The organism is Shewanella sp. AC91-MNA-CIBAN-0169 (assembly GCF_040310165.1).
In the GTDB taxonomy this organism is placed as follows: domain Bacteria; phylum Pseudomonadota; class Gammaproteobacteria; order Enterobacterales; family Shewanellaceae; genus Shewanella.
The window spans coordinates 1-254 of sequence record NZ_JBEOPM010000156.1; the positions used below are offsets into that span (position 1 = coordinate 1).

General features: G+C 40.9%; 1 protein-coding gene. It reads right to left on the reverse strand.

Translation table 11 applies throughout. The features are described 5' to 3' along the window. Positions 1 to 254, reverse strand: a 254-nt coding sequence (locus AAEY98_RS22505) for a transketolase C-terminal domain-containing protein (RefSeq protein WP_351019841.1), incomplete at both ends; no start/stop codon positions are given.

Consider the following 254-nt stretch of genomic DNA (forward strand, 5'->3'; position numbering starts at 1 on the left):
GTATTCATTAACTGCAGAGCCGGCACCGCCAGCAATCGCGTTATCTTCAAGCGTAACAAAGGTATCGTGGCTAGTAGCAAGCTCATTTAAAAGTGCAGTATCAAGTGGTTTAATAAAACGCATATTAACAAGCGTTGCATCTAATTCGTTAGCTGCAAGCTGGGCGTTTTCAAGTAATGTACCGAACGATAAAATGGCAATTTTACTGCCTTTCTTAATTGTATCTGCCTTACCTATTTCGAGCAGTTGCATAG